The 2,548-nt window shown below is 37.4% G+C and carries 3 protein-coding genes and 1 pseudogene; all 4 read left to right on the top strand.

Annotation, left to right across the window (positions count from 1 at the left end; all coding sequences use genetic code 11):
• Positions 1–125: 125 nt before the first annotated feature.
• The gene (locus I6F66_RS20470; protein ID WP_231611919.1) at positions 126–326 is read left to right on the top strand and encodes a hypothetical protein; all 201 of its coding nucleotides are present in this window, start codon (positions 126–128) and stop codon (positions 324–326) included.
• A 184-nt stretch (positions 327–510) separates the two neighbouring features.
• Positions 511–1,680, top strand: coding sequence for a dolichyl-diphosphooligosaccharide--protein glycosyltransferase subunit 2 (locus I6F66_RS20465; protein ID WP_231611918.1), 1,170 nt, complete (start codon positions 511–513; stop codon positions 1,678–1,680).
• 207 nt (positions 1,681–1,887) lie between these two features.
• On the top strand, positions 1,888–2,079 hold the full coding sequence (locus I6F66_RS20460; protein WP_231611917.1) for a hypothetical protein: 192 nt from the start codon (positions 1,888–1,890) through the stop codon (positions 2,077–2,079).
• Positions 2,080–2,087: 8 nt separating this feature from the next.
• Positions 2,088–2,548: pseudogene (locus I6F66_RS20455) on the top strand (hypothetical protein); the annotation flags it as partial.

The raw sequence follows: 2,548 nt of genomic DNA, 5'->3' as shown, positions 1-2,548 counted from the left end.
GTAAGTTTTTAACATAAAAAGTAGATTTTATGGCACAGTTTAGCTTGCACAATTAGAGTGGCTGTCTAGTTTAATTCTCTGAGTTTGATAAGCACAACAATCGCCCTGAGGTTTACTGGCGTGACATGAGCTTTGCACAACAAACAGAAATTTATGATGAGCTATATGCTGAAGCATATAAAATAGATTGGTACAGCGACGAGCCACACCCTGAAATCACCAAACCATGGCAACGCTGGACGCCTGAGCCCGAGCGAAAACAAACACTTAATTGGAAATACAAAGCGAAACGTTTATTTATGCAATTAACGTGTGGGATACCCTGAGTACCTTTTATGGCGGGATTTAGTTTATATAATAAGAATGGCTGTCTAGTTTTATTATCACAATGAGAGTGAAAAATCAGGGCCACATTTTTTAATGATGACCGCAAGTAAAGCCATCGCATTGGTCAAGTGTTCAGCCAAGCAGTAATTAATTTATAAGAAGTAGATTGTTAAAGGAATAACTATGAACATAGATGATAAAAGATCAGAGGACGAAAGAATACTTGATAAGCTAGTTGAGCGCTATATTGCTGAAGAGGAAGATGGCTTAACCCACGAAGAACGAGAAAAAACAAAAAGAGGAAACCGTATTAACGCAATTAAACAGTGGTGCGTTGATAACCCAAATAGAGACCCAACAAGAGCAAAAGATAAAACCATAAAGCAACTGGCATTAGATGAAGAAGCTGTAGTGCGCAGAGAAGAGTTTAGAAAAAATAACCCCGAGAAAGTGGCTGAAATACGAAAGCGAACTAGAAACGAAAGAAGATACCGTGATAATAGAGCAACCTACAAAGAGCGACTACCAAGAGACTACTTACATAAAGACCGTTATGAAACGCGATTAAAAAAAGCGGAAGCACTCAATGGTTGCAGGTTCAAAACTCGCACGTTTAAAAGTAAGCGTTTTACTGATGAATATGCAGCAGAGCTCAAGTCGCCTAATCGTGGCTCAACACTTGAGGGACATTGGGTAGAGAGCGATGGTAAGCAGTTGGCTATTTCATGGTTTGGAGGGTGGTCAAACTTATTTACTGCTCTAAGTTTCCTGCTAATGGTCGCTGCGGTTATGTTTTTTTTCGTTGACTTGGTTGTTATTGGTTTTGTGTGGGGCGACTATCGGTGGGTGCCATTTGCAATATATGCACCTATGTTTATTGTCGGTTTTTATATGCTGAAACACCGGGCCATATTAGCGCACCGAGATAATTTTTATTTTAATCGCCATACCGGGCTTGTAAAAACCCCTCATACTTTATTTAGAAAACCGTTTTATTTACCTTACGAAGACATTGTTTGCTATGGCGCAAATGAGCGTAATGTCGGTTCAGCCCGCGGTGGTTCACGTGTATTTGTGTCACTCATGGTGCCGTTAAAATACCCTAAACATTATCGCTTTACCAAGCCTACTTTTTATGTAGGTGGTTCAAATCGTGAATGGGATTCACTGGCATACGCCACAGCCATGACCTTTATGGATACATCAATCCCACTTGGCACGCATTTATATCAATCGATAGAGCATTACTTCAAAATCGATAAAGATATAACGGAAAAACACACTTTTCCTGAGGAGCTAAAACCTTATTTAGACCCTGATGACTGCCAAGTAAACAGACATGAAGTTTGGTGATGTAAAAAACAGCGGTTAGTATGAATCGCTGTTTTACTTTATGAAAAATCAACTTTAAAAACACAATTAGAGTGGCTGTCTAGTTTAACTTTCGGTCTAGTTTAACTTTCGGAAGGTACTAAAGAATATTTATGTGAATTTGATGATAATAGCCTGAGCTTAAATGCTGCAGTTTATGAGTTTGAAATTGAATCTCCTAGTATTAGTGTGTTTGATGTTGAAATAACACCAATACTTATATACAACGAAAATTTAACCTTACCAATAGATTTTGATGCGTTTGAAAAGCCAATTGAAAAGCCAATTGAAAAGCCAATTGAAAAGCCAATTGAAAAGCCAATTGAAAAGCCAATTGAAAAGCCAATTGAAAATGCCTCACCTGATTTAGCAATTGCATAAGGATCCTGATGCAAAATAATAATTACTTCGGTGTTGGAATAATGCCAAAGAAAACGAAGTTTAATCGTTTTTTTGAATACCGTAGTATAAAAAATATTTATCACGAATTCAAAGGCCTCTGTTTTTTATATGATTGGCTTGATACAAACAAAATATATGAAAGTAATCGCGAAAAATACAAAGTAGTGCCTTGCGGCAATAACCCTATAAAAGCTGTATTATTTGGGCCCATGGTTATAGGAGGGGTTCTAAGCCTTATTACTTTTATTAGTGTTTTATCACTTCCATTTTATGGCGAAGGTGAAAAGTTTCAGTGGTGGATTCCACTTATTACCTTTTCTTGGAATTTATTCTTCTTAAATTTATTACCGATCACAGCAAGATACATACCTGATAGGGTGATGTACCTTGATAGGCAAAACCAAACGGTCGGGTTTACTTTTGATATACCAGGTTGTGAACAAAGTGA

Source organism: Pseudoalteromonas sp. NZS100_1 (assembly GCF_015864285.1).
GTDB lineage: Bacteria > Pseudomonadota > Gammaproteobacteria > Enterobacterales > Alteromonadaceae > Pseudoalteromonas > Pseudoalteromonas arctica.
Note: the sequence above shows the minus strand (reverse complement) of the source record. Positions and strands in the feature narration are given on the sequence as shown.

Bases quoted from the DNA above. Each gene is read 5' to 3' on its own strand.
- I6F66_RS20470 (WP_231611919.1), top strand. From the start codon at position 126: ATGAGCTTTGCACAACAAACAGAAATTTATGATGAGCTATATGCTGAA.
- I6F66_RS20465 (WP_231611918.1), top strand. From the start codon at position 511: ATGAACATAGATGATAAAAGATCAGAGGACGAAAGAATACTTGATAAG.